The following is a 14,040-nucleotide window of genomic DNA, read 5'->3' on the forward strand; positions in this document are numbered from 1 at the left end:
CTATTTCAGCCCTCTCGATTCTAACACAGACTAGCCACATTGAGCGATAAATAATCGAGTACCTCGATCTAACTAACTAGTGCCGACCCGACAGCAATAGGTCTCGACCGGTAATGCTCTATTTGTTTATTTATTCGCTAGAGAAGTAGCAGAAGACTTTTACTTTCGCTTTGGTTATGCCGGCGCGGATGCATCGAGAACGGACCGGTGTATCGCGGTTTATCGCCGTCACCCAGACGACCGATAGCGTGGCTGCTCCCCAGAGCAGCCCACACCCCTTTCGACAACCGCGAGTGGTCCAGCAACACCAGCCGTCCGCCTCACCTATTCGTGACACACTCAGATTCCCCCGCTGACGAACGCTCCACCACGAACCACACAGCGCTCACAAAGCAACTTCCCCACCGTCTCATCACCGGGCTGATTCTGTTCAGCCTCCTCGCCGTCGAGCCAGCTGCGGCCCAACAGTCGGCGGTCTGCAACGCGGACAAGCTCCCGAGCATGATTGAGGGGTTCTTCCAGCTCACGACGGCGCTGGGCATCGTCGGGCTCGCCGTCGTCTGGCAGGCGAACTCCCTCATCGATATGTTCACGCTGAGCCCCGACCAGAAGAAGGGCCTGAAGCGCCACAAACGCTCGGCGCTCAAATCCGCCACCGTCCTGGTCGTCCTCGGCCCGCTCTACACGGTCGCGGGCTCGATGATGGGCCTCCCGCTCGCCCAGTGCGTGAACCTCGTCCCCTGGTAACCACGAGCCGTCCACCGTGTCCCGCCTGACGCGCCGTGTCCTCCCCGCCCTCGCAGTCACACTCCTCGTGTCCGCGACGGTCATCGGGCTCGCAACCGCCAGCCATCCCCGTCCAGGGTCAGAAGACAACGGGCTCTCGCCGAACCAGTCCGCGACACTCTGGTCACGGGATAGCGACGCCTACACGAGCGAATCGGCCTACCAGCAACGCTACGGCACCCAGCGCACCGCCCTCCAACAGCTCGCGGACGGCACGGACATCACGTTCACGCGGCCACCCGCGACTGCGTCGACGTGGACGCGACACGACTTTCGCGACCTCCCGACGAGCGACCCACAAACGTCGATTCGCCCGGCGAACGCCGACGTCGAGGACGGAGTGTTCATCGCGGATGCTCATGCGACGATTTTCGCGGCGCAGCCCTCGACGCGCGCACACCGGAGTTCCGACGAAACCACGACGTATCTCGCACCGGACGGAACGCTCCGTGGTTTCATCGACTATCGCGTCCGCCACCCGAACACCACCGGAAACACGAGTGCCAACTGGACGCTCACCGACCACCAGATTTCGAGCATCACCCTTCAGCAGGACGGCGAGACGATTGCACGCACCGCAAACACACAGACACCAGTTCTCGACTATCAGCTTGAGACGGCACGCCGGACGGAGCTCACGCTCACAGCGACAATCGAGGTCTCCGTACAGAAAACGGTCCAGCCGAACGGTACACAGCAGGCTGTGGGCTCGACGACGCGCGTGGAGACTATCACCGTCTCGGACTCACTCTCGGCGTCGGTCTACGACCTCTGGGCGTACCCCTACTACGCGCAGTATCCGAACGGGGACGCGGGCGTCGCGATCTTCCAGTCGCGTCCCTGGCAGGGGTATACGCTCACCCAAGACGGAAACGCGAGTGCGCGTGGCGTCTGGCGGTTCTACACCGCCCGTCACACCGGCTGGGACACGCTCATCACGAGTACGCGCGACGGCGAGACACGCACCGACTCGGACGCAATCCCAGTCTCCGTACATGCGTATCCGTCACGAATCGGGCCAGTCGCCGACCCCGTCCGAACCGGCCCAGAAATCGTCGAGACGTGGGGAATCAACCGGTCGTCGCCCGCCTCAACGCTCGCCGAGAACGTCCATATCGACGTCGTCAACGGCACCTACACGACGACGTATGGCGTCGCCGTCCGCGCCGCTGACGTCGATCGGCACGCGCTCCGTGTCGGCGGTATCGTCCGTGGCGTGAACGCGACGATTATCCAGCCACAAGCCGGGTCGACACGCCACCTCCGCGAGAGCAACCTCACCGCACGCGTGCTCTCACAGAACACCTCGGCAGCCACAGTCCGCCTCGAGCTTCGCGACAACCGGACGGGCGCCCCGATCGACCTCTCCGAGAACCAACGGGGCCGGCCACTCGCCAGTTCGCCGGATGGCTATATTTCGATCGGCGGCCGGCACGTCGAGACGAACACGTCGGGGGTCGCTGTCGTCACGCTCGACCAGCCTGGCGTCTACACCGCACAGTACCATCCTGCATCGTGGCTCGGCGCCAATCCCGCCTACGTCCGCGATCAGGCGAGCGTCCGCTGGCACCCACTCGGCACCATCCGGGGCTGGTTCCAGCTTGCCTTCGAGGTCGGCTGGCAGCTCGTCCCGTTCGTGGTGATGTTCTACGCCGGCCAGCGCCTCCTCCGCATATTCGGCCTCAACCGCTTCCAGAACCCATGACCGACAACTCACCATCCATCGACCGTCGCAGCGCCCTCCAAGCACTCGGCAGTCTCACCCTCGCCGCCCTCGCCGGCTGCACCGGCAACGGAAATTCGGGAACCTTGAGTACCTCGACGACTAGTACTGCTGGACCGTTCGCGAGTCTCGGCGTCCAGGGGACGACGCTCGTCGCCGAACTCGAGAGTGACGCGGAGGTCGACCACGTGAATCTCGTGAAGCCGAACGGATCGCTGTTCGGTACACGCGACGTCGCAGAGGGCGCAAGCCGCGTCTCCTTCGACGTCGGCACCACCTACACTCCCGGCGAGTACACACTCGTCGCTGTCACCGGCGATCAGACCGTCGGCACGACGACGCGGGTGCTCCGTCCTGACCTCCAGATTCTCGACATGGGAATCGGTCGGAACCAGCCCGAAAAGATGTGGAATGGGACTGAGCGGGAGATTGCAGACGAGGCGTATGTGGTCGTTGAGAATCGTGGGAGTGGGCCGGGTGCAGTCACGAAGCTGCTCTTCATCGGTGATGTTCCGCTCCCGTCTACGGAGAACGGGACGAACTACGTGAACAACAGCGACGTGAGTGGCATCTACGACCCGGAGACGGATTCGACAACCCAGACTGTCGTGATTCCCCCTGGAGAACGACGGACGGTCTATAGCGCAACCTCGCCGTTCGGGTTCGCACCCGGTGGCGCCATCACCTGTATGGATCACAGACAGACTGGGTCGTTCAAACTCGTTCTCAAGACGAGTCTCGGCGACTCCCTCTCAACTACGTACGACGTCACATATTCGGCGTCAGAGCAGGTCGACAACTGTTCAATCAGCATTAGCGAGGCGACCGATGGTTGATCTTATCGATGTCGTCCTGCAGGGATTCAAGGACGCCGTCAACTGGTTCATCAGCCTGTTTATGCAAGGCCTCACGAGCGGCTATCAGCAGCTCTCAGTTCACATGTTTGGAACACCGACCCCACAGACGGGTGGCCCGTTTGTATTCGGCCAACCTACGAACGCTCCCTGGGAGTCCATCCACCACGCTCTAATCGGCGGCGAGATCATGGTCGTCTCGCTCCTCCTCCTCGTGATTTGCGTACAGGGCAGACATCTCATTCGGATTTTCAATATCGGCAGTGCGTATGAGTCTCGACGGACACGCAAGACCGCGTGGGTCGGCGCCTTCTTAATCATCACGTGGTACTGGATCAGCGTTCTCACCCTCTACCTAGTGAATGGATTCACGATTGCACTTCTCCCGAGTCTCCAGTCACTCGGTCAGGCAATGCTCAATCTCATCGGGTTCTCTCTCCAGAATGCTGGTCTCTCACTCGTGTTCGCGCTCCTCGGTGGGCTCTCGATGTGGGCGTTGGAAGCACTCTACTACATCCGAGAAGTCCTCCTCTACGTCTACATCTACGGGATGCCGATTGCGTTCGCGCTCGCCTACGGGAACGTTCCCGTACTCTCGGACGTCGCGATGGGGTTCAGCAAACGCTTCGTCCCGCTCGCAATCCTTCCACTCCCCGCTGCAGTCGTGTTCAAAGGCTACGACTTGCTCTACTCGCAGCACGCGCTCTCGCCGGGCAGTCCGTTCTTGAAGTATCTCGTCGCGGTTTCCCTGCCGCTCGTCGCCCTGGTGGTGACGTGGAAGACGTTCCAGTACGCGACGCCGCTCACCGCGAAAGCGCTTAGCACTGCGGGTCGTGGCGCCGCGCTCGTCGGCGGGGTTGCTGCCGGCGCCTACGTCGGTAGCGCGAGCGTCGCGACGACCGCCGCCCGCTGGGGGCCGAAAGCCGCCGCCGGCCAAGCGATCGCCGAACACGCCGACCGCGGTGACGATGCAGAAGAGGACGAGCAGTCTCCGCCGTCGTATCGCCGCACCGAGAACAACCCCAGTAACTACTATCTATGACAACAGACCCAGACGCCGCCGCACGACGCATCATGCATCAGTTCGGCGAGGAGAGCCGCATCCCCTACCTCAACATCGAGGAGGGAGACGTCGGCGTTCTCATCGCCTTCCCCATCATCGGGCTTTTCCTCGCCGCGATGACCGGCATCGACTCGCTCGCGCTCCCGTTCGTCGCTGGTGGATTCGGCCTCGGCGTCGCCATCATCTACGTCGCCCCGAGCCACCTCACCGCCTGGACGTGGGCCACCGACGTCTACCAATACCTCAAACGCCCCCGTGTCACCTTCAGCGCACCCGACGAACCAGACTCTGGGACGAACGAGGCTCTTCGGAACGAGGGCGGGCTGGCGAACTATACGCCGTTCCAGCCGGACGAACGCACCCAAGACCTCACCAATATCGAACGTGCGTGGCCCGGCGCCGGCGCCATCCAGCGCTCGGACGGCACGATGGAGGCGTTCGTCGAAGTCGACCCCGACAACATGGACTTCGCGATGGCCGAGGACTGGGCCCAGTTACAGGAGGCGGGCGCGGAGTTCGCGAACAAGGAACTCGACTCGAAGCTCAAACTCCACGCCACCACTCGCGAGTTCCCCGTCGAGCAAGTCGTCGAGAACATCCAGGACCGCCTCGACGACGAGGACGTTCAGGAGAATCCCGTCTTCCGCGAACTCCTCGAAGAATATCTCGAAACGCGTCCGCGTGAGATGCGCGAGCGCGGCATCCAACAGCTCCACTACTACATCGGCGTCGAGGTCTCCCCGATGGAGGTCTACGACCGCTATCGCGACGAATCCACTCCCGCCGAGAAACTGACCGAGCTCCCCGTCATCGGCTTCCTCTTCAACCCGTTCGTCACCCGCCGGGAGAACCTCCAAGCGGCTGAGCGGCGCGCGCGGATGTTCGACACCTTGGACGACCGCGTCGCCGCCGTCCGAAGCGAGTTCGTCCAGCAGGCGAGTGGCTGGTCGGCACGCCGTCTCACCACGGTCGAACTGTTCACGCTCGCGATGGACTTCTGGAACGGCCACGACCACGACTACGACAATCCCGACTCGCTCATCCGCCAGCAACCCACCATGAATCACCAGACACGCGAGGACACCGATGCATAACGCCCTCCTCCCCGCTGCGACCGGGTTCAGCGACCAACTCACACAGTGGGCGCTCAACCCCACCACGCCCGGCGGAGTCCTCCTCTACCTCCTCGCCGCCGTGACCATCACCGCGACCGCCGTCGTCACGTGGACGCGCTATCGGGCCCGCGACGATGAGCCCACCGTCGAGTTCGCCGACGTCCTCGACGAGGAAACGCTCGAAGACGGCCACGCGGAGGGTCGCCTCCTCGACGAAATTTCCGAGTCACATAAGACGGCAATCGCCCCGGCAGCCATCGAGTGGGAGACGCGTGCCGCCCGTGTTGGCGAACAGTGGACGTCGACGCTCTACATCGCCGAGTACCCCGACTATCCGAGCGACGGCTACCTCAGCGAGCTCTTCGAGTTGACCGACGTCGAGTTCGACGTCACCGCCCACGTCACCCCGAAGAATCAGGAGCGAGCTCGCACCGAGCTTGAGGAGATTGCCGACGACCTGCAAGTCGATGCGGACCTCGAACAGAGCGTTCGGAGTTCCTACCTCCAAGAGCGCGCGAACGAAGCCGCAGCCACCTACAAGGCCGTCGAGAGCGGTGCGACCGTCTTCGACCACGGCGTCTTCATCACGGTGCGCGCCGACGACAAAGACGACCTGCAGGACGCCGTCCGCACCGTGAAGAGTACACTCCGTGACGACCCCGCAAACCTCACGCCAAAGACCGCCATCTGCCGGCAGGACGTCGCCCTCCAATCTGCTGCGCCCATCGGCGACAACGAGTTCGGCCGTGAATCCATCGCCCTCGGCGGCGCTGTTGGCGCGCTGCTCGCGTCACCGCATAACGCGACGATTCTCGAGGAGGGTGGCGTCGAGTTCGGCATCCACAAGGACAACCAGAGCCCCGTCGTCATCGACCCCTTCGAGCGCGACAACGGCTACGCCATGTTCACTGTCGGGGACACGGGTTCTGGGAAGTCGTTTGGCTCGAAGCAGAACTTTATCCGGTCGATCGAGCAGGATAGCGACCGCATCGGCATCGTCCTCGAACCCTTGAACAACTGGGCCGGCGTCTCTGAGGCCCTCGACGCCCAGCGGATTACCGTCGGTGGGACACTCGGCCTGAATCCCTTGGAGATTCGGCAGACGCCCGAGCACGCCCAGCGCGCGATGGGCGAGGACGCCAGTCCGTTCAACGAGAAGCTTGATGACGCGATGAGCTTCCTCACTAACTTCTTCGCCCTCCGCGGCATCTCGCTCGGCGACAAGCGGACGACGCTCGAACTCGGCTTGCGCTCGGCGTACGCCCAGCAGGGGATCACCGACGACATCGCCACCCACGACAACCCGAGTCCGACGATTCGGGATATGCTCGACGTCTTCGAGGAGATGGTTGAGGACCCCGAGGAGTTCGTCGTCCGCTCGGAGTCGGAGGCGGAGAAGATTCAGGCGGACGCGACGTGGCTTCTCGACCAACTCCGGCCCTTCGAGGAAGAGGGGCGGCACGCGAATCTCGGGAAGGCCTCCGCATTCGACATTCGGGACGAGAAGACGATCTATCTCGACCTCGCCCAACAGGAGGGCAGCGTCGATTCGAGTACAGCACTCACGATGCAGCTCCTCATCTCCCTCGTCTACGAGCGCGCGAAGGAGACCGAGAAGGAGGTCGTCTTCGTCATCGACGAGGCCCGCTACATCATGCAGGACGCCGCGAGCCTCGCCTTCCTCGAGACAGTCTTCCGCCATCACCGCCACCACGACCTCTCGATTCGTCTCGTCACGCAGACCGTCGACGAGTTCTTCGAACACACCGAAGCCGAGGCCATCCTCGACCAGTGCGCCGTCAAGCAATTCCATCGGCTGGATGGGATGGACGAAGAGTGGGCCGACGAGTTCGGCCTGAATCACGCCCAGATGCGCTACGTCCAAGACGCCGTCCCCGGCAACGAGGACGCCGGCTTCTCCGAAGCATTGGTCGGTGTCGACGGCGAGTGGCGGGGCATCCAGGTCGAGGCGATGCCCAAGGAGAAACAGGTCATCGACTTCGACCCCACCACACAGACTCGCGACGAACTGCCCGGTGCAACCAGCGGCGACACCGAGTCAGCGATGCATTCGTTCCAGCAGCAACTCGCCGAGCAGGCTGCCGAATCGAGCGAGGAATCGGAGCAGATCGCCGAGACGGACGGTGGTCGGGATGAGTGAGTACCTCCGCGTCACGCCGACCTCCGAAGAACTGGACCCGTCGGGGATTCCGCGACTCCTCGAGAGCCTCCACAAACTCACTCGCGAGGAGTCTGGCTTAGGGTCGACGCTGAATCCGTTATCGTCCTCGACGCCGCCGCGCTTCGAGTTCCTCGCGCTCAGCGACGGCGACGACGCGCCCGTCGAGTTCTACTACGGCGCCGACGATGGCCTTGAGACTGTTGAAGAGCGCCTGCAGTCGATCTATCCGACAACCTTCGACATCGAACGCGTCGACCTCGATGTCGAGTCTCGTCTTGTTCAGCCGGCCGAGTACTCACGCGAGGAGTTCGTCGACGCCTACCAGCAGGGCGACCTCCAGTACGAGTTCGACGAGGACGAGCAGTACGAACTCACCGATGAGGGGGAGGCTGAGGCCGCGGACGTCGATGTGACTGCGGACAGCGTGGTGTCCGTCGGCGAGACCGCACTCGAACTCGATGTCGCGGATAACGCACCGGTCGAGAAGCCGACGGTGACTGAGCGTGGGTCGATTCTCGCCCGTCCGGCGACCGAGACGGTGTCGCCCTATGGCGTGCGCTGGCAGGGTGCGGCGACGCGCAAGAAAGACTGGATGACGTCGCTCACCCCATTCACGGACGGCGAGGACGAGGAATCACTCTCGGCAGTCAACCAGCCGGGCGCCGCGCTTGCCTCGCTGATTGACCACGTGAACGACGCCACAGAGCCACTCGCGTTCCAAGTCGTCTTTGAGCGGCGTGAGAGCTGGCAGTCGGATGCCGCACTCCGGAAGGAGGACATCATCGATAGCCGAGATACGCGGGCGCAGCGAATCGTCGGCGACCTACTCGAGTTCGCGGAACTTGACGACCACGGCGACCGTGAGCTGAGCGACCTGGTCGAACGGCGGCTCAACGCAATCGAGGCGATGAATCCCCAGCGCTCGTTCACGGTGAACGTCCGGGCAGTCGGCGTGCCGACCAGCGACACTGGGACAGAGTCGCTCGACACACGGCTGTCGTCGCTCGCCCCGGTGTTCGACCCGCTTGATGGTCCCTTCTACGACGTCGAACCCAAGCGAATCCGTGAGAGTGGCTTTCGCGCCGCAAAGAAGGAGAAGAACGCACGCAAAGCCCTACAGCGTCTCCTTGACCGCGACATCGTAACTGGCCGTGGGAAGACACGACCCGACTTCGTGCTGAGTGGGCGCGAGCTCGCGAACTTCCTCCTCGTCCCCTCCTCCGAACAACTCACGATTGAAGGCTCTCGTGGGACACGGGCGGAACAGCAGAGTCGGAATCCGCTCCCACGCCCGAATCCGGATCTCCGCGAGCAGTTCCGCGACGGGATGGCCATCGGCTACGCGCTCGACGAAACGGGAGAGACAGAGGACGAGCCAGTCCGCATTCCGCCCGACTTGCTCACGACCCACTACGGGCGCTTCGCGTCGACTGGTGCCGGCAAGTCGAAAGCAATCATCAACGACGCGCTCTCCCTCCGTGAGACGACCAGTGGCCCCGTCGTCATCGTCGACCGAAAGGGCGACGGCATGTGTCAGAACTATCTCCGCAGCCACCACGCACAGTTCGACGATATAGAGGACGTCTACCACTTCCGCGTCCCCGAGACCATTCCCGCGTTCTCCTTCTTCGACATCCGGCCCGCACTTGCGGCCGGTCGGAGTCGTGAGGACGCCGTCCAGGATAAGGTCGATCACTTCCACGATATCCTGCGGATGATTCTCGGCCGGGAGAAACACGAGCGGGCGTTCGTCGCCAACGAGATTCTCAGCCAGCTCATCAAGGCGCTCTTCGACGCCGAGTACGGCAGCGACGTCTTCGGACTCAACGACCTCTTCACTGCAGTCCGCCGGATGCAGGACGAACAGACGATTCCCCCGATCTCGATGGCGAACCAACCAGTCGAGGAATCCTTGACCCGCCACCTCTCGAAGGAGGAATCACAGTTCCAAGCGTCGATGGACGCCGCCGGGAACCGCCTCGAACAACTCCGCGAAAGCCCCCACCTCCGACGTGTCTTCAACCATACGCCCGCGCAGAACGACGCCGGCGAATACGTCGAGAACCACTTCGACTTCCGGAACTTCCTCGACGAGGACGTCACCATCCTCCTCGACTTGGGCGACCTCCGCCCCGAAGCACAGCAGGCAGTCACGCTCCTCCTGTTGAGCAACCTCTGGGATGCCGTGCAGGTGCGGCGGCGCGACGGCCAGACCGACTACGAGAACCTGACCAACCTCATCATCGAGGAGGCCGCGCCGGTCGCATCGACGCGACTCGTTTCCGAGCAGCTCCTCCCCCAGGGCCGGTCGTTCGGCCTGAGCATGGGACTCGTGATGCAGTTCCCCGGCCAAGTCCGCAATCGCAGTGAACGCGCCTATGACGAGGTCTTGAACAACATCAAGACGAAGCTCATCGGGAACATCTCGATGGAGCGAGACCTCGCTGAGTCGCTCGCACACGAGGGATTGAGTCCGACCGACCTCCGGAATCGCGTGAACACACTGCCGAGTGGCGAGTGGATCGCCCAGCTTCCGAGCCCGGCGTTCGGCGAAACCGGCCCGTCGCCGTTCTCGATGAAGCCACTCCCCATCGCTGAGGGCCACCCGGAGAGCGACACTCCGCTCACCGAGATGGAAGCGTCCCAGTTCGAGTCGGTAACACTCCCGCGTATCGTCGAGCGGACGCAACGCCAGTACGGCCTCAGCGCAGAATCCGATACGGCCGCGGACAACGGCTGGGGAAGTGGCTCTAACAACTCCACATCACCGGAGGTGGAGACCACTCATTCGGAGTCGACGATGCTCGGTGGCTCACCCGGCGAAACCAGTAGTGACTCCACCGCCACCGAGAGCAGTCCACTTCTCGGCGGTGGAGACTCCCCAGACAACTCGGGGACCAATGCCTCCGAGTCGGCCTCTTCGGAGTCAGAAGCCGATACATCGCCAGTTGACGCTGGTGGAGTGTCCGTCCCTGATGCAGAGTTGGAGCGGCGCGGACTCAGCCGCGACGACGCGCGCTTCCTGCAGGACGTCCTCGACGTGATGAACGGCGCCGACGCCGCCCAATCCCTCCTCGAGCCGATGAGTGAACTCCGCGACGAGTACGCCGATCTCGACGTTCAGCGACTCCTCGATCAAGACTTGCTCACGAAGGCGTCTGCTTGTGGACGGACCTACTACACCGTTCTCCCAGCGGGCCGTGAACTTCTCGGCGAGCGACTCACAGTCGGTCCCGGCCAAGGCGATATCGGTGAACGAACACCCCACAAGGTCGGTGTCGAACTCCTGCGTCGCTGGCTCCAAGACCACGAGTCCGTCACGCGTGTCGAAACCTACTACGAACACGACCCGGAGACAATCTTCGACGTCGCCGGCTTCGACGACGATGGAACGCTCGTCTGGGTCGGTGAAGTAGAGATGGCGAGTCACAACAACGACGCGCCAATCGGGGACTACGACAAAATGAGTGTCGTCGACGCGGACGTCGTCTGGGCGTTCAACAGACGCTCGTTCGCCGTCGAAACCATCGACACGCTCGCCGACGCGGATCGACTCGCAGACAACGTGAGTGGACGCGCCACTCGCTCGTTTGCAGGTATTCGCGATGCGGTGAGTAAACTGGATGCCGCCGGGCTAACCACCGTTCAGAGCTTCAACCATCTCGACGAGACCTATAACGAATGACGTGGCGCGCCGCGACTCGCGACGACCTGGACACGTACTATACCGACGAATTCCCCGACTACGTCGACGACCTGCCGTCGTTCATCACGGCGACCGGGCCCAAACAGTACGCACTCGCGTTCGACCACCCTCATCCCGTCCGAAAAGACGAGGTGCCGGACAAGGACTTCGTTCGACGGGATACGTGGCAGACCGATGCCGCCGGTGAGCGCCAGCAGGCGGAGTTCGATGGATTCGACGACGTCCTTGACTTCATCCAGCATCCCGCACGGAACGACCCGCTCGGCGGAAGCGAATTCGCACTCGCCGACCCCGGCCTGCTTGACCAGCCGGACCCGCGTCCGGATGCAGTCTACTACGCCCTCGATAACTGGGAGCGCCCCTGGGTGCTACTCGTCGACATCGACGCGAAGACAATCGCTCGCGAACGCGCCGCAGACGCACTCCCACAGGACACGAGCGACCGTGACGACGAGGCGCTCCTCGAAGCGACCGGCATCCTGGGTGCGGAGCCAGCCGGCTATCCGTACGCCTTCGAGGATATCGACCAAGCAATCGAGTACGGGTTCGAGGTGCGAGATATCTTCGCGGACGACTTCGACGCCGAGAAGACGATGGTCGTCTACAGCGGCCAAGGCGTCCACGTCTACCTCCTCGATACCGATCTCGCCCATCGCTACGACGCACAGAGTCGTGAGGTCCTCAACGACCTCCTCCTCGAGTCATACGACATCCCGATCGATCCAGTCGTCACTGCTGATCGGCGTCGCGTCGCCCGCCTCCCCTACTCGCTCCACGCTGATGTTTCCCGTATCGTCCAGCCGATCGAGTCTCCGCAGTTCGACCCACGGACTGCCACGCCAGCCTTCCTCGACTGATGGCTACCACAACCCCCACGGACGACGAACGCACCGCCTACCAAGTCGCCGCGCTCCCCACCGAATACGGCGAGATTCGGATTAACCAGCTGTTCACGCGCGGGTTCAACCGCTATATCGTCGACGGCGAGGACCAGCCCCAAGACCTCCTCGACGACCTCGAACGCTTCGGGACCGCCGCGTTCAAAGACGACGTCCGGGATACGGCGGCTCGGGAGCCGTTCGTTGACGAGCCGGGCACACTTGCAGTCCTCGCGACGCTGAGTGCGATCTGCATCAAAGCCCACCCGAAGTTCGAGGACGTCCCCCCGCGGAAGGTCCAGCCACTCTACGACGTCCGCGAACTCTACGTGAACAATCTCGGCTCACTCATGCGCGACTACAGTGACGGTGCGCTCCAGCAGGACATCGCGGAGGTCCTCTACGCGAAAGATCCGGGAGAGGATGGCCCGCACCCGGGACGTGTCTGCACCGGAATCAAGGAGATGCCCGAGTTCGACGGCGGCCTCTACCTCGAAATCCCGATGGCCGCCGCCTCCCGGAAATGTCTCGTCCGCGACGACCAACGGCCCAGTGATGAGGGTGAGACGGCGGAGATTCGGACGCGTGTGAAGGACAACAACCTGTACGTGCCGGCTGGTGATTTCGACGAGAAATACAGCGAGTACGCACGAGACGCGTTCAAGACACTGCTCCGCGAGCAGGAGGGTGGACTCTCTGAGGACCAGCAGACGTGGTTGGTGGCGAACGAGTCGGCAATCACCGAGCGGATCGACCGGTTCCTAGAGGGTGGCAATCACGACCGAATTTGGCGAGACTGGGACCGAGGTGAACGTCTCGTTCGCGTCCTTCGAGAGGCAGTCACCCACGCTGCGGATGACACGGCGACGGTTGGGGCGTTCCACTCCGCGCAAGCGCTCTATGACGCGCTGGCTGCCTACGACCCGGAAGCAGCGTGGAAACAGAGCATCCAGAATCGGGTGTCGAGTCCGCGCAGTCTCGGCAATCTCCTCGTCTCGCAGCAAGACCACCGCAGGCTCACCGTCAAGCACGACCGGGAAACGAACCAGTATCGGATCGATGCGTCGTCACGTGGCGCTCACCCGATCACCGTCGAGTCGATTGAGGATCTCTTCGAGCTGCCCTGCATGGCCAACATGGCCGAACGCCTCCAGGAGAAAAAGCCCGTCCGGAAAGATCTCTACAACTTCGTGCGGATGGTGATGTGGCTCCCCCAGTACCAGGAGAGTAGTCTGGACGAAATTGTCGCCGATCTCAAGGACGTCTTCTCTCGGTGGCCGTGGTACGACGAGCAGGAAACTGAGTACCAGATCCGCTACGAGTTCTCCAACACCATCAACGGCGACACCCCGCTTCCGATGAACTGCGATAACGATGACCTCCAACGCTACTGTATCGGCCAGGATCAGTGCGACTACTCGATCTGGGGTAGTGTCCCCTTCCCGGACGAAATGTACGACCAACTCGACGGGCTAGATTCCGCCAGCGAATTCTAGCACCAGCCGAATATCTACACATCTAGATAGGTAAGTAGTAATAGGTGTTATGGAAGGTTCCAATTCTCGTCGTGCAGTTTTCTTCGGGTTTCACGCTCTCTAGACCCTAATTCTCTAATTCAGATCTGAGGGCCCGCTCAAAGCCAGGGGTTGAATGCTAGTCCGTGATCCGTGTAACAGGGTCGGTATTTTGGCTTTACCCGCGATTTCGAGGATCTAAACCCGCCGTCGCGCAGA

The 14,040-nt window shown here is 62.5% G+C and carries 9 protein-coding genes; all 9 read left to right on the forward strand.

From position 1 onward, the window contains the following. Positions 1-330 precede the first annotated feature (330 nt). From IEY12_RS12865 to IEY12_RS12905, 9 genes are read left to right on the forward strand one after another with little or no spacing between them, the layout of a single operon-like run. A complete protein-coding gene (locus IEY12_RS12865; RefSeq protein WP_188884081.1) occupies positions 331-747 on the forward strand; it encodes a DUF7985 family protein in 417 nt (138 codons plus the stop codon). 25 nt (positions 748-772) lie between these two features. Then, a complete protein-coding gene (locus IEY12_RS12870) occupies positions 773-2,491 on the forward strand; it encodes a DUF8186 domain-containing protein (RefSeq protein WP_188884152.1) in 1,719 nt (572 codons plus the stop codon). Then, positions 2,488-3,345: a hypothetical protein gene (locus IEY12_RS12875; RefSeq protein ID WP_188884082.1), complete on the forward strand. Its 858-nt coding sequence runs from the start codon at positions 2,488-2,490 to the stop codon at positions 3,343-3,345. The genes IEY12_RS12870 and IEY12_RS12875 overlap by 4 nt, the downstream gene beginning before the upstream one ends. Continuing rightward, on the forward strand, positions 3,338-4,405 hold the full coding sequence (locus IEY12_RS12880) for a TrbL/VirB6 family protein (protein ID WP_188884083.1): 1,068 nt from the start codon (positions 3,338-3,340) through the stop codon (positions 4,403-4,405). Before IEY12_RS12875 ends, IEY12_RS12880 begins: the two co-directional genes overlap by 8 nt. Next, positions 4,402-5,520, forward strand: coding sequence for a TraC-like domain-containing protein (locus IEY12_RS12885; RefSeq protein WP_188884084.1), 1,119 nt, complete (start codon positions 4,402-4,404; stop codon positions 5,518-5,520). The genes IEY12_RS12880 and IEY12_RS12885 overlap by 4 nt, the downstream gene beginning before the upstream one ends. Continuing rightward, a complete protein-coding gene (locus IEY12_RS12890; RefSeq protein WP_188884085.1) occupies positions 5,513-7,702 on the forward strand; it encodes a VirB4 family type IV secretion system protein in 2,190 nt (729 codons plus the stop codon). Before IEY12_RS12885 ends, IEY12_RS12890 begins: the two co-directional genes overlap by 8 nt. After that, positions 7,695-11,408, forward strand: coding sequence for an ATP-binding protein (locus tag IEY12_RS12895; protein WP_188884086.1), 3,714 nt, complete (start codon positions 7,695-7,697; stop codon positions 11,406-11,408). Before IEY12_RS12890 ends, IEY12_RS12895 begins: the two co-directional genes overlap by 8 nt. Beyond that, positions 11,405-12,286 carry a bifunctional DNA primase/polymerase gene (locus IEY12_RS12900; protein ID WP_188884087.1) on the forward strand — a complete coding sequence of 294 codons (882 nt, stop codon included), beginning with the start codon at positions 11,405-11,407 and terminating at the stop codon, positions 12,284-12,286. Before IEY12_RS12895 ends, IEY12_RS12900 begins: the two co-directional genes overlap by 4 nt. Then, positions 12,286-13,803, forward strand: coding sequence for a primase-associated protein (locus tag IEY12_RS12905; RefSeq protein ID WP_188884088.1), 1,518 nt, complete (start codon positions 12,286-12,288; stop codon positions 13,801-13,803). Before IEY12_RS12900 ends, IEY12_RS12905 begins: the two co-directional genes overlap by 1 nt. Positions 13,804-14,040: the final 237 nt, after the last annotated feature.

The organism is Halarchaeum grantii, assembly GCF_014647455.2.
Taxonomy (GTDB): Archaea; Halobacteriota; Halobacteria; order Halobacteriales; family Halobacteriaceae; genus Halarchaeum; species Halarchaeum grantii.